At 57.8% G+C, this 22,543-nt stretch carries 23 protein-coding genes; 6 read left to right on the top strand and 17 right to left on the bottom strand.

The window, feature by feature from the left end; translation table 11 throughout:
* From ACQUTD_RS16925 to nrdG, 3 genes are all read left to right on the top strand, one after another.
* A partial coding sequence (locus ACQUTD_RS16925; protein ID WP_473385712.1) for a hypothetical protein occupies nt 1-183 on the top strand: 183 nt, incomplete at its 5' end.
* A gap of 192 nt (nt 184-375) precedes the next feature.
* Complete coding sequence (nrdD, locus tag ACQUTD_RS16920; RefSeq protein ID WP_473276767.1) at nt 376-2,514, top strand: anaerobic ribonucleoside-triphosphate reductase; 2,139 nt, start codon at nt 376-378, stop codon at nt 2,512-2,514.
* 76 nt (nt 2,515-2,590) lie between these two features.
* Nucleotides 2,591-3,055, top strand: a complete 465-nt coding sequence (nrdG, locus tag ACQUTD_RS16915) for an anaerobic ribonucleoside-triphosphate reductase-activating protein (protein WP_473276768.1) — start codon at nt 2,591-2,593, stop codon at nt 3,053-3,055.
* 78 nt (nt 3,056-3,133) lie between these two features.
* Here the strand turns inward: nrdG and ACQUTD_RS16910 are convergent, their stop codons facing one another.
* Nucleotides 3,134-3,733: a nitroreductase family protein gene (locus ACQUTD_RS16910; RefSeq protein ID WP_072570350.1), complete on the bottom strand. Its 600-nt coding sequence runs from the start codon at nt 3,731-3,733 to the stop codon at nt 3,134-3,136.
* Between the two features lie 187 nt (nt 3,734-3,920).
* On the opposite strand from ACQUTD_RS16910, the gene ACQUTD_RS16905 reads away from it, so the two are divergent.
* Nucleotides 3,921-4,370: a hypothetical protein gene (locus ACQUTD_RS16905; protein ID WP_473385709.1), complete on the top strand. Its 450-nt coding sequence runs from the start codon at nt 3,921-3,923 to the stop codon at nt 4,368-4,370.
* Between the two features lie 74 nt (nt 4,371-4,444).
* On the opposite strand, the gene ACQUTD_RS16900 is transcribed toward ACQUTD_RS16905, so the two are convergent.
* From ACQUTD_RS16900 to pmbA, 11 genes are all read right to left on the bottom strand, one after another.
* Nucleotides 4,445-6,355, bottom strand: coding sequence for a BglG family transcription antiterminator (locus ACQUTD_RS16900; RefSeq protein WP_321988513.1), 1,911 nt, complete (start codon nt 6,353-6,355; stop codon nt 4,445-4,447).
* 15 nt (nt 6,356-6,370) lie between these two features.
* Nucleotides 6,371-7,111, bottom strand: coding sequence for a 2-dehydro-3-deoxy-phosphogluconate aldolase (dagF, locus tag ACQUTD_RS16895; RefSeq protein ID WP_318373328.1), 741 nt, complete (start codon nt 7,109-7,111; stop codon nt 6,371-6,373).
* Nucleotides 7,108-8,226 (bottom strand): DgaE family pyridoxal phosphate-dependent ammonia lyase, encoded by a 1,119-nt coding sequence (locus ACQUTD_RS16890; RefSeq protein ID WP_473276770.1) that lies wholly within the window; start codon nt 8,224-8,226, stop codon nt 7,108-7,110. Before ACQUTD_RS16890 ends, dagF begins: the two co-directional genes overlap by 4 nt.
* Nucleotides 8,210-9,343 carry an amidohydrolase/deacetylase family metallohydrolase gene (locus ACQUTD_RS16885; protein WP_473276771.1) on the bottom strand — a complete coding sequence of 378 codons (1,134 nt, stop codon included), beginning with the start codon at nt 9,341-9,343 and terminating at the stop codon, nt 8,210-8,212. Before ACQUTD_RS16885 ends, ACQUTD_RS16890 begins: the two co-directional genes overlap by 17 nt.
* Before the next feature lie 20 nt (nt 9,344-9,363).
* Nucleotides 9,364-10,005 carry a DUF4310 family protein gene (locus tag ACQUTD_RS16880; protein ID WP_318364443.1) on the bottom strand — a complete coding sequence of 214 codons (642 nt, stop codon included), beginning with the start codon at nt 10,003-10,005 and terminating at the stop codon, nt 9,364-9,366.
* A gap of 12 nt (nt 10,006-10,017) precedes the next feature.
* On the bottom strand, nt 10,018-10,794 hold the full coding sequence (locus tag ACQUTD_RS16875; protein WP_473276773.1) for a DUF4311 domain-containing protein: 777 nt from the start codon (nt 10,792-10,794) through the stop codon (nt 10,018-10,020).
* Between the two features lie 21 nt (nt 10,795-10,815).
* Nucleotides 10,816-11,115: a DUF4312 family protein gene (locus tag ACQUTD_RS16870; protein ID WP_072570342.1), complete on the bottom strand. Its 300-nt coding sequence runs from the start codon at nt 11,113-11,115 to the stop codon at nt 10,816-10,818.
* Nucleotides 11,116-11,117: 2 nt separating this feature from the next.
* Nucleotides 11,118-11,480 (bottom strand): SFCGS family glycine-rich protein, encoded by a 363-nt coding sequence (locus ACQUTD_RS16865; protein ID WP_072570341.1) that lies wholly within the window; start codon nt 11,478-11,480, stop codon nt 11,118-11,120.
* Between the two features lie 10 nt (nt 11,481-11,490).
* Entirely contained in the window at nt 11,491-11,808 is a 318-nt protein-coding gene (locus tag ACQUTD_RS16860; protein WP_072570340.1) for a glycine dehydrogenase, read from the bottom strand.
* Nucleotides 11,809-12,142: 334 nt separating this feature from the next.
* The gene (gene cybC, locus ACQUTD_RS16855) at nt 12,143-12,526 is read right to left on the bottom strand and encodes a cytochrome b562 (RefSeq protein ID WP_473276774.1); all 384 of its coding nucleotides are present in this window, start codon (nt 12,524-12,526) and stop codon (nt 12,143-12,145) included.
* A gap of 30 nt (nt 12,527-12,556) precedes the next feature.
* Nucleotides 12,557-13,909 carry a metalloprotease PmbA gene (pmbA, locus tag ACQUTD_RS16850; RefSeq protein ID WP_318364445.1) on the bottom strand — a complete coding sequence of 451 codons (1,353 nt, stop codon included), beginning with the start codon at nt 13,907-13,909 and terminating at the stop codon, nt 12,557-12,559.
* Nucleotides 13,910-14,003: 94 nt separating this feature from the next.
* Here pmbA and yjgA point away from each other — a divergent pair, with 94 nt between their 5' ends.
* Nucleotides 14,004-14,558 (top strand): ribosome biogenesis factor YjgA, encoded by a 555-nt coding sequence (gene yjgA, locus ACQUTD_RS16845; protein WP_318364446.1) that lies wholly within the window; start codon nt 14,004-14,006, stop codon nt 14,556-14,558.
* A gap of 107 nt (nt 14,559-14,665) precedes the next feature.
* Here the strand turns inward: yjgA and mpl are convergent, their stop codons facing one another.
* On the bottom strand, nt 14,666-16,048 hold the full coding sequence (gene mpl, locus ACQUTD_RS16840) for a UDP-N-acetylmuramate:L-alanyl-gamma-D-glutamyl-meso-diaminopimelate ligase (protein WP_473276777.1): 1,383 nt from the start codon (nt 16,046-16,048) through the stop codon (nt 14,666-14,668).
* Nucleotides 16,049-16,222: 174 nt separating this feature from the next.
* Here mpl and fbp point away from each other — a divergent pair, with 174 nt between their 5' ends.
* On the top strand, nt 16,223-17,221 hold the full coding sequence (fbp, locus tag ACQUTD_RS16835; protein WP_072570335.1) for a class 1 fructose-bisphosphatase: 999 nt from the start codon (nt 16,223-16,225) through the stop codon (nt 17,219-17,221).
* An 82-nt stretch (nt 17,222-17,303) separates the two neighbouring features.
* On the opposite strand, the gene ACQUTD_RS16830 is transcribed toward fbp, so the two are convergent.
* From ACQUTD_RS16830 to ytfR, 4 genes are all read right to left on the bottom strand, one after another.
* Entirely contained in the window at nt 17,304-18,869 is a 1,566-nt protein-coding gene (locus ACQUTD_RS16830; RefSeq protein ID WP_473276778.1) for a methyl-accepting chemotaxis protein, read from the bottom strand.
* Between the two features lie 107 nt (nt 18,870-18,976).
* On the bottom strand, nt 18,977-19,978 hold the full coding sequence (gene yjfF / locus ACQUTD_RS16825) for a galactofuranose ABC transporter, permease protein YjfF (protein ID WP_072570333.1): 1,002 nt from the start codon (nt 19,976-19,978) through the stop codon (nt 18,977-18,979).
* A complete protein-coding gene (gene ytfT / locus ACQUTD_RS16820; protein ID WP_099458807.1) occupies nt 19,965-20,990 on the bottom strand; it encodes a galactofuranose ABC transporter, ATP-binding protein YtfT in 1,026 nt (341 codons plus the stop codon). Before ytfT ends, yjfF begins: the two co-directional genes overlap by 14 nt.
* A gap of 10 nt (nt 20,991-21,000) precedes the next feature.
* Complete coding sequence (ytfR, locus tag ACQUTD_RS16815) at nt 21,001-22,503, bottom strand: galactofuranose ABC transporter, ATP-binding protein YtfR (protein ID WP_473276779.1); 1,503 nt, start codon at nt 22,501-22,503, stop codon at nt 21,001-21,003.
* Nucleotides 22,504-22,543: the final 40 nt, after the last annotated feature.

The raw sequence follows: 22,543 nt of genomic DNA, 5'->3' as shown, positions 1-22,543 counted from the left end.
GTGCGCCACAACCCGACGCCGTTCCCGGATGACAAAAAGAGCGCAACTTACCTCATACTCCCCCGAAAATGCCCGATGCTAATTTACATTCCCCGCAACGCCCGCCATCTGTACGGTCATGTTTTTACCTTGTCCTGCATCAATAAAATCGCAAACTTGTTTGATGCAAATCACTATATATAGGACTTAAAATCCCGCCCCGACCCAATATGTTGTATTAATTGTCTAATATTGCAACAACCACACCGCTGGTTTATCCCTCAGATTTGTGGATAAAAAAGACCGTGCGCGAGGAAAAACCTGCTGGCACAGACGTATGCCCGCTGTGAATATTATTCCGCTTTTGTGGATAACCTGTTTCTAAATGGAGAGATCATGACACCGCATGTGATGAAACGAGATGGCTGTAAAGTGCCTTTCAACTCAGAGCGCATTCAGGAAGCAATTTTGCGTGCAGCTAAAGCAGCGGGAGTCGATGACGCAGATTATTGCGCCACCGTCGCAGAGGTCGTGGGACAGCAGATGAAGGGCCGCAGTCAGGTCGATATCAGTGAAATTCAGACTGCGGTAGAAAACCAGCTGATGTCCGGCCCGTACAAGCAGCTGGCGCGCGCCTACATTGAATATCGCCATGACCGGGATATTGAGCGTGAAAAACGTGGCCGCCTCAATCAGGAGATCCGCGGTCTGGTGGAGCAAACCAACTCCGCGCTGCTTAACGAAAACGCCAACAAAGACAGCAAAGTGATCCCCACCCAGCGTGACCTGCTGGCGGGCATCGTCGCCAAACACTACGCCCGTCAGCACCTGCTGCCGCGTGACGTGGTGCTGGCGCACGAGCGCGGCGATATTCATTATCACGATCTCGACTACTCGCCCTTCTTCCCGATGTTCAACTGCATGCTCATCGATCTGAAAGGCATGCTGACCCACGGCTTTAAAATGGGTAACGCGGAGATCGAACCGCCCAAATCCATCTCCACCGCCACGGCGGTGACCGCGCAGATCATCGCCCAGGTCGCCAGCCATATTTACGGCGGCACCACCATTAACCGCATCGACGAAGTGCTGGCGCCTTTTGTCACCGCCAGCTTCAAAAAACACCGCAAAACGGCGGAAGAGTGGCAAATCCCGGATGCGGACGGCTACGCCCATTCCCGTACCGAAAAGGAGTGCTACGACGCTTTTCAGTCGCTGGAATACGAAGTGAATACGCTGCACACCGCCAACGGCCAGACGCCGTTCGTCACCTTTGGTTTTGGTCTGGGCACCAGCTGGGAATCGCGGCTGATCCAGCAGTCGATTCTGCGTAACCGCATCGCGGGACTGGGCAAAAATCGTAAAACCGCCGTGTTCCCGAAACTGGTGTTCGCCATCCGCGACGGCCTGAACCACAAGCCCGGCGATGCCAACTACGACATCAAACAGCTGGCGCTGGAATGCGCGAGCAAGCGCATGTACCCGGATATTCTCAATTACGATCAGGTGGTGAAAGTCACCGGCTCGTTCAAAACCCCGATGGGCTGTCGCAGCTTCCTCGGCGTCTGGGAAGATGAAAACGGCGAGCAGATCCACGACGGGCGCAACAACCTCGGCGTGATCAGCCTGAACCTGCCGCGTATCGCGCTGGAAGCGAAAGGCGACGAAGCCACGTTCTGGAAATTGCTGGACGCCCGTCTGCAGCTGGCGCGGAAAGCGCTGATGACCCGTATCGCCCGTCTGGAAGGCGTGAAAGCCCGCGTCGCGCCCATTCTGTATATGGAAGGGGCCTGCGGCGTGCGTCTGAAGGCGGACGATGAGGTGTCGGAAATTTTCAAAAACGGGCGCGCGTCCATTTCGCTGGGCTATATCGGCATCCATGAAACCATTAACGCGCTGGCGGGCGGCGAACACATGTATGACAGCGAGACGCTGCGCGCGAAAGGCATTGCCATTGTCGAACGTCTGCGTCAGGCGGTGGATCAGTGGAAAGAAGAGACCGGCTACGGCTTCAGCCTCTACAGCACACCCAGCGAAAACCTGTGCGATCGTTTCTGCCGTCTGGATACCGCCGAGTTCGGCGTGGTGCCGGGCGTCACTGACAAAGGTTATTACACCAACAGTTTCCACCTCGACGTGGAGAAAAAAGTAAATCCGTACGATAAGATCGATTTCGAAGCCCCCTACCCGCCGCTGGCGAATGGCGGTTTCATCTGTTACGGCGAATACCCGAACATTCAACACAACCTGAAAGCGCTGGAAGACGTGTGGGATTACAGCTATCAGCATGTGCCCTATTACGGCACTAATACGCCGATTGATGAGTGTTACGAGTGCGGCTTTACCGGCGAGTTTGAATGCACCAGCAAAGGCTTCACCTGTCCGAAATGCGGCAACCACGATGCCGCACGGGTGTCGGTGACCCGCCGCGTATGCGGTTATCTGGGCAGCCCGGATGCGCGTCCGTTTAACGCCGGTAAGCAGGAAGAAGTGAAGCGCCGTGTGAAGCATTTAGGGAACGGGCAGATCGGTTGAGTCTGTGTCCTTCAACGCCACCCGGCTGTCACTGTAGGCCGGGTAAGCGAAGCGCCACCCGGCAAGGTTATGCATTATGAATTTTCATCAATATTATCCCGTCGATATCGTGAACGGCCCCGGAACGCGCTGCACGCTGTTTGTCTCCGGGTGCGTGCACGAGTGCCCCGGCTGCTACAACAAAAGCACCTGGCGGCTCAATTCCGGGCAGCCGTTCACCCGCGAGATGGCCGATCAAATTATCGGTGATTTGAACGATACGCGGATCAAACGCCAGGGGATCTCCCTGTCCGGCGGCGATCCGCTGCATCTGCAAAACGTGCCGGAGATCCTGGCGCTGGTGCAGCGCATTCGTGCCGAATGCCCCGGCAAGGATATCTGGGTGTGGACGGGTTATAAGCTTGAGGAGTTAACTGCCGCGCAAATGGCGGTGGTGGATCTGATTAACGTGCTGGTGGACGGGAAGTTTGTGCAGGATCTGAAAGATCCGTCGCTGATCTGGCGCGGGAGTAGCAACCAGGTGGTGCATTATTTACGGTAATTGGGCTTGTTTGTCGGGTGGCGCTGCGCTTACCCGACCTACGACAATAAAAATGCCGCCTGCTGGCGGCATTTTTAATTAACGGGCAACCACAAAACGTTTGTCGTCGTCCATAAAGGCTTTATCGCCCGCCGGTGCGAGGATAGCGCCAAAGTTCATCTGTCCACGCAGTTTCCAGCTGGCCGGGATATTCCAGGCCTGCTGCACATCTGCGTCAACCAGCGGGTTATAGTGCTGAAGGTTCGCGCCAATGCCCTTCTCTGCCAGCGCCAGCCATACCGCGTACTGAGCAATACCGGTGCTGTGTTCTGACCAGATCGGGAAGTTATCGGCATAAGCTGCAAACTGCTCCTGCAGACGGGTAACCACGTCCTGATCTTCGAAGAAGAGTACCGAACCCGCGGCGGCGGCGAAGCCGTCCAGCTTGTCGGAAGTGGCGTGGAAGCTCTCTGCAGGAACAATTTTTCTCAACTGTTCACGCACAATCTCCCAGAATTTATTGTGTTCGTTGCCGAGCAGGATCAGCGCGCGGGAACTCTGCGAGTTGAATGCCGAAGGCGCCTGACGAATGGCTTCCTGAATGGTGGCAATCACTTCATCTTCTGATACCGGCAGGTCCTTGCCCAGTGCATAGATGGTTCTGCGTTGTGTCGCGAGCGAAATAAAGTTGTCTGACATAGATTCTCCTGAATGTTTTTCACTTCAAATTCTGTCGGCTGTTCTTACAGAGTAAGCCTGACGGCGCAATCATGAAAGTAGAACAATTTGTCCTTATCCTTCAAAAAAACAGAACGACCGCACGTTGATTATTTTGTATTAAATTATTTCGCTGCCCCGCCGATAACCTTTTTGTCACGTTTATCCCTTGCAGATGCTGCGCCCTCTTCCCAAAAAGAGCGCGCCGCGTCCTGCACCCTATTGCATTTTCGACCCGGAGATGATGATGAACGGTATTGAAAAAATCACCGCCACTAATACGCACGGTGAATCACTTTTATCTAATCAGGATAATAACCCGACTGTCTGGAATAACAGTAAATCCACAGACGTTAATACTGACAAGTCGCCGCTGGACGCCGAAGAAAGCGCGACGAAGATTACGCTGTCTTCGCAGACGCCGGAAGAAATCAAGAAGCAGCAAGAACTTAAGAAGCTGGAAATTAAGAAAACGGATTATACGATAGAGATGTCCGGCATCCCGCTGTACGGCGGCAGACTGGTATCTGTAACCAAATATCCTGATGGCTCAGAGCAAATTGTCGATGCCATTACCGGGCAGGAAATACTGCCGCAGGATCTTCCACCGAAAAGATAAATATCTTAACGGGGAAACTTGTAAAAATAAAAATACCCGCTAGCGCAGGCATTAATATAAATATTTTACCTTAATTAAAACCGGCTCACGCATTCCATGGCGACGGTTTTAAATTCGGTAAAATCTTTGCAGGCGCATAAGCGGGTCAGCGCGCGTTCCCGCAGGAAGGTGACAAAAATATCGTAAATGGCCATCGCTTCTTCATATTCGCTTTTGCTGATCGCCAGCAGGAAAACAATATGCGCGACTTCATCCCCCCACTGGATGCCTTCCGGCGCCAGCACGGTATAGACCACGGTTTTTTTCGCCAGCAGTCCCAGCGCGTGGGGCAGCGCGATGCCGTCGCCAAGCATGGTGCTGACGATGGCCTCACGCTCCACCACCGAATCGACGAACTCCGCATCGACAAAGCCCTCCTCATGCAGCTGGCTGCACAGCATCGCAAACAGCGTCTGCTGATCGACACTGCGATCGATAATGCGGAAATGGCTGGCATCGAAATACTTCTCCAGCATCCAGGGACGCGTGCGATCCACCAGCACCAGTTTGCCGATCTGCTCTAACTGGTAATCCGTGGGAAAGGGCGCGATGGTCACCACCGGCTTGTCTTTTTCGCTGATGCGCGCGGTGGCGATAACGAAATCCTCGCTGATGCTGTCGCGTTGTTCGTAATCCCGCAGGGTCACCGTACTGGTGACCTCGATCTGCGGATATTTGCGTTGCAGCACCGCTTCGATCATGCGCGCCATGGCGTTACCGGCATCGCACACCAGCAGCACGCGCGGTTGCCGCTGATAGCCAATATTGTAATGGCGCTCCAGCCCGACGCCGATATGCAGCACCAGGAAGCCGATTTCATTTTCGCTGATCGTCCAGGGCGTGTATTTGCCCCAGCCCGACACCGCCGCGAGGGTCATGTCCCACGCCATCGGATAGTGCTGTTTGATGTTATCCAGCAGCGGATTGGGGATCATGATCTGGTAGCGCACACGGGTGATCATCGTCTTAATGTGCGTCAGCAGATCCGCATGCAGCTGGGCATCGTTTTGCAGATTGTAGTTGTAGTGGGTATTGATAAAGCCAAGGATATAGTTGACCAGCGCTTCGTCGTCATCGGCATTGATAGCGCTCGGCGCGATCTCCTGCACCTGTCGCCCGGCGATGTGCACCCGCAGCCAGGCTTCTTCAGACGGGGCGAGCGGTTTCTGCGCCAGCTGTTGCAGGGTGGCGGCGATCTCCCGCGCGGCGAGGTGGACATTTTCATCGCCATCGTCCGCCGTGAATTCCGGCAGCGGATAGCCTTCGCTGATGCGCCGCACCGCCACCGCGCAGTAGAGGCGGATAAACAGCTCGCCCTCATCCGTCAGGCGAATATGATGGCGGGTGAAGCACTGATGCAGCAGCCTCTCAAGCTGTTCCGGCACGCCGCGGTTCAGCGCCTCCTCGGTTAACAGCGGGCTGTGGGCGTCCTGCTGCGCCAGCTCCCACAGCAGATCCGTCAGACAGGCGCGGATCGCCATTTCGCTGCCGAACAGCTTCATGCCGTGACGCGGGCGCGTTTCCAGCGTCAGATGGTAGCGCTGTAGCCAGTCACGCACTTCCGCCATATCGCTTTGCAGCGTCGCCCGGCTGACAAACCATTCATCAGCTAAATCTTCCAGCTTGAGGGAGAAGGCCGACGTCAAAAAACGCACCACCAGATAGTGCACCCGCTCCTGGCCGCTGCGCGGAATACGCAGCGCGCGCGGGCGATCCGTTTGCAGGGAGTGAAAGCGCGTGGCGTCGTCAATTTTCAGCTGATAGCCGTTGCCGCGGCTGAGGATAAACTGCGCGCCGTGGCTGGCGAGCAGCGCATTCAGCGCGGTGATATCGGCCCGCACGGTACGCGTGGACACCGACAGCCGCTGCGCCAGCTCGTCCTGCGGCAGCGTCTCGTTTTGCAGCATGTCGAACAGCTGCGCTAAACGTTGGTTCGGAAATCGCACGTCGGTGTCCTCTGGTTACGGCAGTAGCGCCCTGGTCATCGCCAGCAGCTGGCGCACGTCTTCCGGGCGGGTATTACCGCTTACTTTATCAATAATGGAACTATAAATATGAGGAATGATTTTCGGTACACCGGCGTCCAGCGCGATGCGCAGGATCTCACTGTAATTATCCAGATCGATACCGCCGGTCGGCTCCAGCCAGAAGTCATGGCGGGCGCAGGCTTCCGCCACCGCCTGATACTCATCACGGCAGTCCAGCCCGCCCATCGGGAAATATTTGATCGAGCTGCCGCCCATGTCTTTTAACAGCGCAATGGCGGTCTCCACCGGCACGATACCCGCCGGTGCGCCGGAACTCAGCGGCCCGGTGGAGATCTTCACCTGCCCCGGCGTACCGGTGGGGGAAACCAGACCGTTGACCACGGTTTCCGCCTGGCCGAGCAGCGCGCGGCTCGCGCCCACGCCGGTAAAGACCTGGTTGACGTGTTGCGGCTGTACCTCGCGGGAAATGGCGCTGACCATCGCCGATTGATTGGGATCGCCTGCCCCCAGGCCGACGGAGAGCGCGTTATTAATCAGCGCGGCATACTCGCGCATGTCCGCCACGGCGCTCGCCACGTCCGGATAGTTCTTCGACAGCACGCCCACCAGCACATGGCCTTCGGCGGCGTCGTAAATTTCACGGGCATTCTCTTTCGAGCCTGCCAGCACGTTCAGGCAGACACGGTCGCGGTAGAAATTGGGCGTCAGGGTCATGCGGTTTGCTCCTTGTTCAGTACGTCGGCAATGCGGCGAATGATAATGTCCAGCTGGTTGGCGCTGACGCTGCGCACGTCCGCTTCGATAATGCCTTCGTTGGCTTTATAGCCACGGAAATAGATGGCGTACTCGCCCTGTTTCAGTGCGTTAACCAGCTCGCCGGTGGCGATACCGGTGACGGCTTCATCAAATTTGATCTCTGCCCGCGCGATGTCGCGCCCGGCGCTGTCCCACACCACGCGCGCGGTCACGCCGTCCAGCGTATTCAGTCCGTCAATGAATGGCGTCATTTTTGCCACCATTTCCGCGCCGCTCTCTTTCTGCGCGGAGAGGTAGTGTTCGATGGCGCAGGTCAGGCCAAGAATGCCCTCTTTGCCCACTTTCATGGCGCGGCCAATGCCCGCCGTCTGACGTTTTACCCATTCGACATACTGCTGTTTGCCGATCACCAGGCCGCTGGTCGGCCCTTCGATAGCTTTCGCCCCGCTGTAGATCACAAGATCAGCCCCAGCGCGGTAGTAGCACTGCAAATCTTCTTCGGCGGCGGCATCGACGATCAGCGGCAGATTGTGTTTACGCGCCACCACCGCCGCCTGCTCGACGTTGAGCATGCTTTTCTGCACGCAGTGGTGCGATTTGATGTACATGATGGCCGCCGTGCGCGGGGTGATGGCTGCCGCCAGCTGCGCCGCCGAGCACTCGTTGGCGTAACCGGCTTCCACGACTTTACCGCCGCCCAGCGCCACCATGGTGCCGACCGGCGCGCCAAAGTTGACGTTATGCCCGCGCGGCAGCACGATTTCGTTGTTTTCGATCGGCGTGCTGTGCAGGTTTTCCAGCAGCCAGTCGCTGTCTTTCACCAGCACCGCCGCCACCGACTGCGCAATGCCTGCCGAGGCGCAGGAGACGACGGTCGCGCCTTCCACTTCCAGCAGTTTTGCGATGTAGTCCCCGGTTTTATTCACCAGATCTTTCATCTCAAAATAGTGGTTCATGCCGGTCAGCACCGCCTCGACCACTTCCGGGCGCGGGGTGGAGACGCCAAGCGCGGTCATGCGCCCGGAGGCGTTAATGACCTGTTTGAGCGCGTATTTTTCATAAATCGAAGACATGTTCTTCACTCCCTTGTGGTGTCATATAACCTTTGCCTGCGCGGATCGCCGCCAGCGGCACCAGCACGCTGTCGGCATGCAGGCTGTCGTTTTCTGCATCGGTGAACAGCACCGGCTGGTGCCGCCAGTCGAAAATCGTCAGATCGGCGTCAAAGCCCACCGCCAGGCGACCTTTGCGTTTCAGCCGCAGGCCGTCGGCGGCGCTGGCGGTAACGCATTCGATCACCTGCGGCAGCGACATGCCGATGGCGAGAAATTTCGACATCACCCGCGCCAGCGAAAACACCGGGCCGTTAATACGGTTGCGGCAGTAAATATCCGAGCTGATGGTGTACGGCAGAATGCCGAGGCTGATGGCCTGCTTCGCCACCTCAAAACTGAAGCTGGCGCTGCCGTGGCCGACATCAAGGCGCACGCCGCGACGCAGGGCGTCGATCATCGAGGCGCGCAACTCGCCCGCAGGCGTCAGGATGCGGTTCGGCTTGCCGTTGTAGCAGTGGGTGATGATGTCGCCTGACGTCAGCCGTGCGGCGATGTCGTCGAGGTTCGGCGGGTTATTGCCAATGTGCACCATCAGCGGCAGATCGCCGTTCTCTTTCTGAAAGGTTCGGGCGCGCTCCAGCGGCGCGATACCGTTATCGCCCACCACGCTGCCGCTCATGCGCGCTTTCAGCCCGACGATGAAGTCCGGGTGACGTTTAACCGCCGCCCGCACCGCGTCGCCGTCGATATTCGCCATGTCTGCCAGCTCGTTCTGGGCGATCAGCCCGACGCGGGAGATATTGAGCAGCGCGTAAACCTCCGTCACCGCGCTGCGCGTCAGGGTATAGAAATCGTCCACGTCGTTCGCGCCGGTGCTGCCCGCGTCCACCACGGTGGTGACGCCGGTGGCGATGCCGATGCTGTCCGGCTCGTCGCGGTAGATGGGCGAGCGGCTGTAGCAATGAACGTGAGAGTCGATCCAGCCCGCGCTGACGTAGTGCTCACCGTTCAGATCGAGGGTTTTCGCGGCCCCGGCGTCGATCTCGCCGATCGCCGCGATCTGCCCGTCCTGCACGGCAATATCGACGATAGTGTCGTCCACCAGCCGCGCGCGGCGCAGGAGTAAATCATACATGCGCATCTCCTTGAGTTTGATTACAGCGCCACCGGGAAGATGGAGCCGAGGATCATCGCGCCGAGGATCGCCCCGCCGGTGATCGGCTTCTGCCAGATGTAGAACAGCAGCGCGCCAATCAGCGAGCCAATGCCAATCGGGATCGAGGCGGTCATTGCGCTGAGAATGATCAGCGGCCCGAGGAAACGTCCGGAAGCGTTACCCGCGCCCATCATCACGTCCGCCCCGTAGGTGGAGTCGCTCTGATTGATGGTGAATTTACGCGCCAGGATGATCAGGTAGCCGATCGCCAGACCAATCAGCAGGCCGGTGACCAGCGAGGCGCCAAAGTTCGCCACCGGGAAGACAAAGCCCGCGCCTAACAGCAGCGCCGGGACGCCCAGGCCAACGCCGGTCTGGATCGCGCCGCCGATGTCGAGAATACCCACCAGCGATCCTTCAATGATGCGCGCAAACAGGAAGCTTGCGCCGAACGCCGCCACCGCGCCGTAAACGCCGGTGTCCATCCCCGCCCGCAGCATCGACACAAAGGCCACTTCGTTAAACGCGCCTATGCCGTAGAGGTAATACATGTGTGTCCCGGCAAAAACGCCGGAGGAGAGCAGGCCAACGAAGATCGGAAATGACCAGTCGGCGTACCAAAAACCTTTGTTCTGTTCCATGTCAGGCTCCTGTTATTTGCCGCTTACCGCGTTGTGGATCAGATCCAGCCAGTTCGGCACGGTGAGGTGGAAGGATTCGATCATTTTCATGTCGAAGCCGCGGAAGAAGGCGCTCAGCACGAACAGCGCAATGATGGCGCTCATCATCACTTTGGTGACGCGGTTCCAGCCGCTCTCTTCCACGCCCTTGCCAATCAGAATGCCGAGTACCAGACCCGGTACGGCGTTGCCCATGATCAGCTGCGCTGCGCCGCCGAAAATGGTCGCCCAGAAGCCGGACTTTTTACCGGCATCAATGGCCGCCAGCCAGAAGATCACCGGCATGACGGTGTTCACCAGCAGGTTCGCCGCCGGCACCAGCACTTTTACCGCCGTCACCTGTAAGGCCGCCGGTACCGCCGAGGCGGTGGAGTTGAGGAAGGCGACGACGATCATGCCGATCACGCCGCAGGCAATGGCCATCTTTTTCGGATCGTGCAGCGTCTCGGCGACGTTGCGGTTTTTGATCATCAGCGCCGCCGCGCCCCAGTTCGGGATGATGCGATGATCGACGTCCTGGGTGAAGGATCCCGCCGCTACGGACGAGGCCCAGGCGTTGAAGAAAAAGCCCAGTCCAAAGGAGAAGTGCGACGCCGGATCCCCTTCACAGGAGTTCAGCTCGCCTAAGGTACGAAACGCCCCCATTCCCTGGGTGGTTGGCGCGTGAAACATGCGTGCAGCCCCGGCTCCCACACCCACGCCGACAAGGCCGCCGATGATAAGAGATTTTATTAAAATTATCAGGAACATAGTTAAACCCTATGGTGAAAATCAGGTGTGCGTGACGAATGCCACTTTATCGAGATTAATGGCGGTCACGTTGACGGTAACGTCCAGCTCCACGCTGAACGTGCGTCGCTCCCGGCGCAGAAAGAAAAACAGAAACGCTTCTTTGCGCACCGCTTCACGCGCATGAACAACCTGCACATCCTGTGGCTCAATACGCAGTAAAATATGCGGCGATGCTTTCATCACCGCGCCCTGAACCTGGTTCAGGGCATCCGCAAAGGCGCGCGATTTCGACTCGCCTTTGCCGTTAACTCTCACCGTGGTGGTGAAATGCTCTTTCATACTCATGCGCCGTGCTTTTTCTGCCACGCCAGCACCAGGCGCTCGCCTAACTCTTCTTTATCCATAAAGCCGAAGCCGAGCACGTTGCAGCCTTCGTTGATGGCGGTGACGCCCTCATCCACAGAACGCATGCCGTATTTGGCTTTGTAGCCATATTTGGTCTGCGCGGTGATGGCCCCTGCGCCGCCGCTGCCGCAGAATGAAATGCCAAAGGTGGCATTTTCTGCTTTCATGACGTCGCCCAGTTTCATGTCCGCCGCCACGCCCGGCACCACCACGGCGCGGCCACCCGCTTTTTCCACACCGGCTGCCACTTTCTGACCTTTGCCCAGGCGATCGCCAATCACTACGGTAATCTGTTCCATCTTTTGCTCCTTACAGGTTGTCTTTCGCCACTTCGAAGTGCACCGACAGCAGCCAGGCCTCTTCTTCGGGAAGGTTGCCAAACGCCGCCACGATTTCACGGGCAAGTGACATTGAATCTTCTGAGATCTCGTCAAACAGGCTGGCATCGACCTCCGGCAGTGGTTCGCCGGTTATCGAACGGTGCGCCATGGCACGGACGTGCGAGGTCAGCATCTGTTCCTGTACCGCGTTGGGGATGATGTTGTGGCGGGCCAGCAGGCTGTAGACCTGCGTTAACATGGTGTCCGCCAGACGCCCCGCGTCGTTGTTTACCGCTCCGTTATTCACTCGTCTTACCCCGTTAATGTCTCCGGGTTAAAACTAACGGCGCAGGTTAAGAGTTTGTAGCGAGTTGTTTTCCACTTCGAAGTGGAAAGGTCAGTGGCGGCAGTGATCTGTTCCACAGAAAAAGCGACTGAGAAGATTTTTGGCTGGAATAGTGTGAGTTTCATCACGGTATAACGCCGTGTTCCGCGCGGCGTCCGGCATAAAAGAAAATGCCGATCTGTGAGATAAACGGGGTTTTTGTGGCAAGTATTGGAAAGGCTTATGGGCGGATGTAGCTGATGTCGGGAGGCGCTTCGCTTACCCGACCTACAGGTTGCAGGCCGGGTAAATACGCTTAACGGAATTTCTTATGATACGTATTGCGGGTGGTTTTTATTTCTTCGGCGGCGGCCTGCGCTTCTTTGACCTTGCCTTCGTTTACCAGCTTCATCGCGCCGTCAATCTGGCTCACCAGAATATCAAAACCGTGGCGGTACTCTTTCATTTCCGGGCTGTCTGCCGCTTTATCTTCCATTTTCGGCGGCGTTTCTTTCTGCGCATCCAGCGCGGCGGTGCGCATTTTCGTTAACGCGTCTTTCATTTCATCGGCGTTATCGGTTTTCTGCACCACTTTCAGGTTTTCATTCAGCGTATCCATATCATCGCCCAGATCGGCGAGCGCCGCCTGACCTACAAAGAGGGATGATATGGCCAGTAACGCCAGCATGTTTTTACGCATTGCTCACTTCCTTTTTGTTTTTATTGATAATTACTGACCGGCGATTTTCATCTCCGGTAACAGCACTGAACCACACTGAATATTGCTGCGTGTTTCAATATCGTCACCAATGGTAACGATGTTGCGCCACATGTCCTTAAGGTTGCCCGCAATGGTAATTTCGCTTACCGGATACTGGATTTCGCCGTTTTCCACCCAGAAGCCCGCCGCGCCGCGGGAGTAATCGCCGGTAATGCCGCTTACGCCCTGGCCCATCAGCTCGGTCACCACCAGCCCGGTGCCCATCTCTTTAAGCAGTTGCTCAAAGCTGAGGCCGCGACCGTCGATGCGCCAGTTGTGAATGCCGCCCGCGTGACCGGTGCTTTTCAGCCCCAGCTTGCGCGCGGAATAGTTGGTCAGCAGCCACTGGGTCAGAATGCCGTCTTTGATAATTTCGCGGCGCTCTGTGCGTACGCCTTCGCTGTCGAACGGCGTCGAGGCAAGGCCTTTAAGCAGATGCGGCTGCTCGTCGATGGTCAGCCATTCCGGCAGGATCTGTTTGCCGAGGTAGTCCAGCAGGAAGGTGGATTTGCGGTACACCGCGCCGCCGGCAATGGCGCCCACCAGATGGCCAAACAGCCCGGTCGCCACTTCATTGGCAAAAATCACCGGCGCTTTCATGGTGGAGAGTTTGCGCGGCGACAGGCGGGACAGCGTGCGTTTCGCACATTCCGCGCCGACCCATTCCGGGGATTGCAGATCGTCTAACGCGCGCCCGATGGTATAGGCGTAATCGCGCTCCATATCGCCATTTTCTTCGGCAATCACGCTGCTGGAGAGGGAATGGCGGCTGGAGCAGTAGCTTTGCAGCATGCCGTGGCTGTTGCCGAATACGCGGATACCGTAGTGGCTGTTGAAGCTGCCGCCTTCGGTGTTGGTGATGCGCTTATCAACGGCGAGGGAGGCCTGTTCAGCGCGCGCGGCAAAGGCAATCGCCTCGTCCGGGGTGATCTCTGCCGGGTGGAAGAGGTCTAAATCCGGCGCGTCAAAGGCCAGCAGCTCTTTATCCGCCACGCCCGCGTAAGGATCCGGCGAGGTGTAGCGCGCAATGTCCAGCGCCGCCTGCACGGTGCGCGCGATGGCGTCCGGGCTCAGGTCGGTGGAGGAGGCGCTGCCTTTGCGATTCTGATGGTAAACGGTGATGCCCAGCGCACCATCGCTGTTAAATTCAACGTTCTCCACCTCACCGTAACGGGTGCTCACGCCAATGCCGGTCGTCTTCGATACTGACACTTCCGCGCCATCCGATTTGCCAGCGGCTAAACTCAGTGCGGTGGAGACGGCTTCTTCCAGCGCTTTGCGTTGCTCTGCAACTTGTGTGATTACTTTCATCGCCAATGCCATAATGTAAGGGGAGTTTCAAAGAAGTCTAACAGAGAACCCATTCTCAGTGTGCTCCCAGGGTGTTAGTATTAGCCTCTTTTTTAAGGAGCCTGAGATGACCAAGCAGCCCGAAGACTGGCTCGACGACGTGCCCGGTGATGAGATCGATGATGAAGATGATGAGATCATCTGGGTCAGTAAAAGTGAAATTAAGCGTGATGCCGAAGAATTAAAACGCCTCGGCGCGGAGATGGTTGAGCTGGGCAAAAATGCCCTCGACAAAATTCCGCTGGATGACGATCTGCGTGCCGCCATTGAACTGGCGCAGCGTATCAAGAAAGAAGGCCGCCGCCGCCAGATGCAGTTGATCGGCAAAATGCTGCGTCAGCGCGATGTGGATCCGATCCGCCAGGCGCTGGATAAGCTGAAAAACCGCCACAACCAGCAGGTTGCGTTTTTCCATAAGCTGGAACACATCCGCGACCGTCTGATTGAAGAAGGCGATGATGCGGTGCCGGACGTGCTGAACCTGTGGCCGCATGCCGACCGTCAGCAGCTGCGCTCGCTGATCCGCAATGCGAAAAAAGAGAAAGAAGGGAATAAAGCGCCGAAGTCTGCGCGTCTGATTTTCCAGTACCTGCGCGAGCTGGCTGAAGCCGACGCGGAGTAAGCACCGGTTAACATTTTGCCGGGTGGCGGCTTGCGCCTTACCCGGCCTACGGTTCCCGGTTTGATGGTTTTGTAGGCCCGGTAAGCGAAGCGCCACCGGGCGCTGTATTACACCGGCTCGGCAGCCGCCGCCGCTTTCTTCGCTAACCCGTCCAGCAGTTTCTGATGAATACCACCAAAACCGCCGTTGCTCATCACCAGAATGTGATCGCCAGGCTGCGCGGTTTTCACCACCATCTCTGCCAGGGTATCCACATCCGCATGCCAGTGCGCAGGCTGAATGCAGGCTTCCGCCACTTCGGCCACCTGCCATGGAATATGCTGCGGCTGAAGCAGGAACACTTCATCGGCGCGTCCCAGCGACGGCGCTAAATCATCTTTGCAGATACCCATTTTCATGGTGTTTGAGCGCGGCTCCAGCACGGCGAGAATGCGCGCGGTGCCGCCCACTTTCCCGCGCAGCGCGGCCAGGGTGGCAAGGATCGCCGTCGGGTGATGGGCGAAATCGTCATACACCGTCACACCGTTGGCTTCGCCGCGCAGCTCCAGACGGCGGCGGGCGTTGATGAACGATCCCAGCGCATTAGCCGCATCCGCAGGCGCAACGCCCACATGACGCGCCGCGGCGATCGCCATCAGGCCGTTATGCATGTTGTGCTCGCCCACCAGATCCCACTTCACGCGGCCCACGCTTTCGCCGTCGAGCCACACTTCCCATTCGGAAGCATCGGTGGTCAGCTTTTTCGCCTGCCAGTGTCCCTGCTCGCCCACCTGCTCCTGCTCGCTCCAGCAGCCCATCGCCATCGTCTGCTTCAGATTGATGTCGTTTTCCGGCCAGATGATTTTGCCCTGCCCCGGCACGATGCGCACCAGGTGGTGGAACTGCTTCTGGATCGCTTTCAGATCGTCGAAGATATCCGCGTGATCGAACTCAAGATTGTTGAGGATCAGGGTGCGCGGGCAGTAGTGCACGAATTTGGAACGCTTGTCGAAGAAGGCGCAGTCATATTCGTCGGCTTCGATGACGAAGAACGGGCTTTCACCCAGACGCGCGGAAACCTCAAAATTGCCCGGCACGCCGCCGATCACAAAGCCAGGTTTATAGCCGCAGACGTCGAGGATCCAGGTCGCCATACCGGCGGTGGTGGTTTTACCGTGGGTACCGGCCACCGCCAGCACCCAGCGGTCGCGCAGCACGAAATCGTGCAGCCACTGCGGGCCGGACATATAAGGAATGTTCTTTTCCAGCACCGCTTCCACACACGGATTGCCGCGGGTCATGGCGTTGCCGATGATCACCAGATCCGGCGCGTTATCGAGCTGCGATGGATCGTAACCCTGAATTAAATCAATCCCTTGTTCTGATAAAAGCGTGCTCATTGGCGGATACACATTGGCGTCCGAACCCGTTACCTCATGGCCCAGGGAACGGGCCAGCATTGCCAGGCCGCCCATAAAGGTGCCACAAATCCCCAATATATGAATGCGCATACGTCGTTATCCTTCTTTAATCTGGCGCACATTTTACCCACATGTCCGGGGTCAGATAAATGCATTTCAGGATATTCCGTAGTTTGCTGGCGCGATTCACCTGTGCGCAATCTTTTGAAACTTTGTTAAGATTGTTGCAGTCGCTTTACTCCACATAGAATGTAGGGAAGTGTTATGAAAACGTTAGGTGAATTTATCGTTGAAAAGCAGCATGAGTTTTCACATGCCACGGGTGAGCTCACGTCACTGTTGTCGGCGATAAAACTGGGGGCCAAAATCATCCACCGGGATATTAACAAAGCCGGTCTGGTTGATATTCTGGGCGCCAGTGGTGCCGAAAACGTCCAGGGAGAGGTGCAGCAAAAACTCGACCTGTTCGCCAATGAAAAACTGAAATCTGCACTGAAAGCACGCGACATCGTGGCGGGCATTGCCTCCGAAGAAGAAGACGAAATCGTGGTTTTCGAAGGGTGCGAACATGCGAAGTACGTGGTGCTGATGGATCCGCTGGACGGCTCTTCCAACATCGACGTTAACGTTTCTGTCGGGACCATCTTCTCTATTTACCGCCGCGTCACGCCGGTCGGTACGCCGGTAACGGAAGAAGACTTCCTGCAACCGGGTAACAAGCAGGTTGCCGCCGGTTATGTGGTGTATGGCTCCTCCACCATGCTGGTGTACACCACCGGCTGCGGCGTACATGCCTTCACTTACGATCCGTCACTGGGCGTCTTCTGCCTGTGCCAGGAGCGTATGCGCTTCCCGGAAAAGGGTTACACCTACTCCATTAACGAAGGCAACTACATTAAATTCCCGCAGGGCGTGAAGAAGTATCTGAAGTTCTGCCAGGAAGAAGATCAGGCCACCCATCGCCCGTATACCTCGCGCTATATCGGTTCGCTGGTGGCGGATTTCCACCGTAACCTGCTGAAAGGCGGCATCTACCTTTACCCGAGCACCGCAAGCCACCCGGAAGGGAAGCTGCGTCTGCTGTATGAAGGTAACCCGATGGCGTTCCTGGCGGAGCAGGCTGGCGGTAAAGCGAGCGACGGTAAAGAGCGTATTCTGGACATCGTGCCGGAAAGCCTGCACCAGCGCCGCCCGTTCTTCGTCGGCAACGAGCATATGGTGAATGACGTCGAGCGCTTTATGCGTGAGTACCCGGACGCGTAATTTTTAGATTGTTGATACGGTTCGCCGGGTGGCGCTGACGCTTACCCGGCCTACTCATTAGTGTGCCGGGCAATTCAGCCTCTTACCCCACCATCTGCAATCTGAACGACGCCATCGCTTCCATCAGTTCACGCGACTGCTCTTCCAGCGAGCGGGTCGCGGCGGAGGATTGCTGCACCAGCGCAGAGTTCTGCTGCGCCGTCTCGTCCATCTGATTGACCGCAATATTCACCTGTTCAATCCCGCGGCTCTGCTCGTGCGAGGCGCTGGCGATTTCACGCAGCAGTTTGGTCATACGCATCACTTCACCGGCGATTTCATCCATGGTTTCTCCGGCCTGGATCGCCAGATCGTTGCCTTCGCTGACGTGCGCTTTGGAATCGCTGATCAGGGTGCGGATCTCTTTCGCGGCATCGGCGCTGCGACCGGCAAGATTACGCACTTCTGCGGCGACCACCGCAAAACCGCGCCCCTGCTCCCCTGCCCGCGCGGCTTCCACCGAGGCGTTCAGCGCAAGGATATTGGTCTGGAAGGCAATGCCGTCAATAACGCTGAGGATGTCGGCGATACGGTTGGCGCTGCCGGCGATATCGCTCATTTTTTCAATCACGTAGCACACCATTTCGCTGCCGCGATCGGCGGTATCCGAGACGGTTTTCGCCAGCTGGTGCGCCTGTTCGGCGTTGTCAGCGTTCTGTTTCACCGTGGCGGTGATCTCTTCCATGCTCGCCGCCGTCTGCTCAAGGGAGCTGGCGGTGGATTCGGTGCGCTGCGCCAGATCCATATTGCCGGCGGTCAGCTCGCGGCTGCCGGTATCAATTTGCGCGCTGGCATCGCGTACGCGGGTGACCGATCCCACCAGTGAATGGCGCATCTCATCGATGGCGGCGATCAGGCGGTTGAACTCCTTGCTGGCGGGCGCGGCGCTGACCGGCGTGAGATCGCCTGCGGCCACCTGCTCCAGCTGACGGATTGACGCATCCAGCGGTTTTAACAGCATATGACGCAGCACCAACCACGCCAGCACGATGACGCCCGCCGTCAACAGCGCGGCAATGACGATAAACACCATGACGCGGTTTTTACTGCTTTGCACCGCCTTCACTTCCGCCTGGCCACGGGTTTCGCCCCATTTCAGGAATGCCTGCATGTCGTTATCAAACTGACGCGACACCGGAATCAGCTTGTTTTCCAGCAGATCGTAATAGCCGTCGGGGCTTTGCTCGTTCAGCGCTGTCTGCATTGGCACGATGCCCTGGCTATTGTAGTCAGCATAGCTTTTCGCCAGACGATCCAGCAGCGGTTTACCGGCTTCGTCATCCACGCCCGCATCGATCACCGCCTGCAGGCCTTTCTGCGCCTGCGCGATTTCGCTGTTGATCCCTTTGACGGATTTCCCGGCGTCGTCCAGCAGCCCGACTTCCATCATGCGTACGGCCTGACCGGCCTCGTTGCGGGCGCGTAAAATCAGGTTATATCCTTCATTCAGACGCGCCATCTGCTCACCCTGAAGGTGATTGATGCGTTGCAGAGAGGAGGAACTTTGCGTGAGGGCGTAAATCCCGATGCCGCTGACCAGCAGCAGGAGTAATGTCATAACGGCCAGTAAAGACAGCAAGCCGGTGCGAATCGATAGCGTTTTTAGCATGATGATGATTCCGGTAGCAGGGATACTTCGTGGCGCAAACAGAGCGTAATTTTGAGTTATCGGCTGCCACCGGAAAATCTTTAACGTTTTTTAACCAATTCAGTGCGTTATGGCTTTGTTGCCGCCGTGCTGATACGTGTTACCGGCGAGCTCTGGCGATTCTCCCACAGGACGGTCAGGCCGCGCTGTAACGCGATAAAAATAAACAGCAGGATGCCGATGGCGATCTTCGTCCACCAGGAGCTGAGCGTGCCGTCAAAGTTAATGTAGGTCTGGATCAGCCCCTGAATGGCCACGCCGAACAGCGTCCCCAGTACCGTGCCGACGCCGCCGCTTAACAGGGTGCCGCCAATGACCACCGACGCGATGGCGTCCAGCTCCACGCCGACCCCCGCCAGCGCATAGCCCGCCTGGGTATACACCGAGAAGACGATGCCCGCCAGGGTCGCAAGGCCGGTAGATAACATATAGATGCGGATGGTGGTACTGCGCGTGGAAACCCCCATCAGATTCGCCGAGGTGGCGCTGCCGCCGATGGCGTAAACCTGATTGCCAAAGCGCGTACGGTGCGCGAGGAAAATGCCGATCACCACCACGCCGAGCATCAGCAGCCCCATGGCGCTGAGCCGCCCGCCGCCGGGGATTTTCCACGCCAGGCTTGAAAGCGTGTCGTACACCGGGTGGTTAATGGGAATGGATTCTTCAGACACCAGATAGCTGACGCCGCGCAGAAAGAACATTCCCGCCAGGGTGATAATAAAGGCCGGGATTTTAAGCCCGTCGATTAAAAGCCCCATAAAAGCGCCAAAGGCGCAGCCCATCGCCAGCACCAGCGGAAAGGCCACCAGCGGCGAGATGCCCCAGAAACCGATCGCCTTCGCAAGGAAGACGCCGGTAAAGGCGATCACCGAGCCGACCGACAGATCGATACCGCCTGAGAGGATCACAAAGGTCATGCCGACGGCGATAATGCCGAGGAAGGCGTTATCCGTCAGGATGTTGCAGATCACCCGCGTGGAGGCAAAGCCGGGAAACTGCGTCAGACAATACAGATAGCCGAGCACGAACACGCCAAGCGTGATCATCAGCGGTAAGTTACGTTTGATCATGACCACGGCTCCGTTTAATGAAGGAAATAAAGCGCGGCGACTGGACAATCAGCACGCACAGCACCACGACGGCTTTCACCACCTGGTTGAGTTCAGCCGGGAAACCGGAAAGCAGGATGCCGGTATTCATCCCCTGGATGATCAGCGCCCCCACCACCGACAGCAGCAGATTAAAGCGTCCGCCCATCAGCGACGCGCCGCCGATCACCACCGCCAGAATGGCGTCCAGCTCCAGCCAGAGTCCGGCGTTATTCGCATCGGCACCGCGAATATCGGCGGTGACGATAATACCGGCAATGGCCGCGCACAGGCCGCTCAATACGTAGGTCAGCATCACCACCATACGGGTATTCACACCAGCATTTTTCGCCGCGCGGATGTTGATCCCCACCGCTTCGATAAACATGCCGAGCGCCGTTTTACGGGTGAACAGCCAGAACAGGATGAGCGTTAACAGCGCAATCATCACCGGCGTCGGAAACAGCAGCAGCGAACCGCTGCCCAGCCACGACAGGCTGGGCGCGTCAAAGGTGACGATCTGCCCGGAAGTGATGAGCTGCGCCACGCCGCGCCCGGCCACCATCAGGATCAGCGTGGCAACAAAAGGCTGGATCTTTAAGATCGCCACCAGCACGCCATTCCACAATCCCGCCAGCACGCCGGATCCCAGCGCAGCCAGTATCACCACCGGCAGGCTGTGTCCGGCGACGGTCATTGAGGCCGCCGTCGCGCCGGCGATGGCCATCACCGCGCCGACGGAGAGATCGATGCCGCCGGTGGCGATCACCAGCGTCATACCAATCGCCAGCAGCGCAACGGGCGCGGCGCGGTTAAGAATATCGATGGGACTGCCGAACAGGCGGCCATCCTGCAAAATCACCTGATAAAAGTGCGGCGCGACCAGGCTGTCGACTACCAGCACCAGCAGCAGGGCGATGATTTGCGGCGTCCCCACCGGCCAGCTGAAGCGGCGTTTAGGTTCCCCCGCGCGGGGCAGAGATTGAGGCATCACATGCTTCTCCTTAGGCCGCAATGGCGTTCATGATCGCCGGCACAGTAAGTTCCGCCAGCGGGATCTCCGCGATCTGTTTGCGATCGCGCATGATGATCACCCGATCGGCATAGCCGACCAGTTCTTCCAGTTCGGAGGAGATGACCAGCAGCGCCAGGCCGTCGGCGCAGAGGGTTTCGATAAGGCGGATGATCTCGGCGTGGGCCCCCACGTCAATGCCGCGCGTCGGTTCGTCGAGGATCAGGAACTGCGGCCGCGTCAGCAGCCAGCGGGAGAGCAGCACCTTTTGCTGATTGCCGCCGGAGAGAAATTCAATTCGCTGTTCTGCACTCGGTGTGCGGATCCCCAACTGGCGAATAAAGCGCGCCGCGATCTCGTTCTGCTCTTTACGCGGGATGGGCCGCAGCCAGCCGCGCTGGGCCTGTAGCGCCAGAATGATATTCTCCCGCACCGAGGCGGCGGCGATAATGCCGTCGGTTTTGCGGTCTTCAGGGCAAAAACCGATGCCGAGGCAGGAAGCCTGGTGCGGCGAGCGCAGCGTTTGCGGTTTGCCCTTGATCAGCGCGGTGCCCTGATCGGCGGGTTTGATACCGAAGATCACCTCGGCAGTTTCGGTGCGTCCGGAGCCTAACAGCCCCGCCAGCCCGACGATCTCACCCGGACGAACCTCCAGATCGAAGGGGGCAATAACGCCTTTTTTACCAAAGTCTTTGAATGCGGCGACCGGTCTGTCGCTGAGCAGCGTGCGCCCGGCGCGTTGCAGCGCGTTGTTATCCAGCTCGCGGCCAAGCATCATTTTGACCAGCTCAATTTGCGGCAGCTCGCGCGTTTCTTTGCAGCCGACAAAGCTGCCGTTACGCAGCACGGTGATGCGGTCGCTGACCTCATACACCTGATCGAGAAAGTGAGTGACAAAAACCAGGCTCACGCCCTGGTCGCGCAACTGACGCATCAGGGTAAACAGCATCTCCACTTCCTGGGTATCCAGGCTGGCGGTAGGTTCATCAAGGATCAGCACTTTTGCCGAGAGATCGATGGCGCGGCAAATGGCGACGATCTGCTGCATCGCCACGGAAAACCGGTTCAGCGGTTCACGCACGTCGAGGGAGAAGCCGTAGGACTCCATCAGTGCGGTGGCGCGTTTTTCCATCTCTTTACGGCGCAAAAAACCGAATCGCCGGGGTTCGCGGCCAATAAACAGGTTATCCGCCACCGACATGTTCGGCAGCAGGTTCACTTCCTGATAAACGGTGCCGATCCCCAGTTGCTGGGCATGGGCGGTATTTTTGGGCGCGATGCGTTCGCCTTCCAGATAAATAGCGCCGCGATCGGCGTGATAGACCCCGGTCAGCGCCTTAATCAGCGTCGATTTTCCCGCGCCGTTTTCACCGAGCAGCGCCATGATTTCGCCGCGCCTGAGGCTGAAATCGACGTTATCCAGCGCCTTCACGCCGGGGAAGAATTTGCTTAAGCCCTCTGTCCGGAGGATTTCCTGGTGTTGTTCTGTGGTCATGGTTCCCCCTGCGTCAAACCGGATGGCGCTACGCTTACCG

This window comes from Enterobacter sp. K510, assembly GCF_055804875.1.
Note: the sequence above shows the minus strand (reverse complement) of the source record. Positions and strands in the feature narration are given on the sequence as shown.